We start from the raw sequence: 286 nt of genomic DNA, 5'->3' as shown, positions 1-286 counted from the left end.
AGCGCCCGCAAGGCGAACGAGGCGCGTGCTGACGAGTTGGCGCGTCTCGATCCACTCACCGGCCTGCCAAACCGCCTGCTCTTGCAAGAACGCCTGGCTGGAGCCGTGGCACGCTTGCAGCGCAACGAAGAGACTTGCGCTCTCCTTCTCATCGATCTCGACCGGTTCAAGCCGGTCAACGACACGCTCGGTCACCCGATCGGCGACGCACTTCTGGCGAAGGTCGCCGACCGGCTGCGCTCGACCGTGAGGCCCACGGACACCGTGGCCCGGATCGGTGGTGATG

At 66.4% G+C, this 286-nt stretch carries 1 protein-coding gene; it reads left to right on the top strand.

From position 1 onward, the window contains the following. The coding region (locus MKK65_RS27175; RefSeq protein WP_243961244.1) for a diguanylate cyclase domain-containing protein at nt 1-286 on the top strand (286 nt) is incomplete at both ends.

This window comes from Methylobacterium sp. J-001, from assembly GCF_022829565.1.
In the GTDB taxonomy this organism is placed as follows: Bacteria; Pseudomonadota; Alphaproteobacteria; order Rhizobiales; family Beijerinckiaceae; genus Methylobacterium.
Note: the sequence above shows the minus strand (reverse complement) of the source record. Positions and strands in the feature narration are given on the sequence as shown.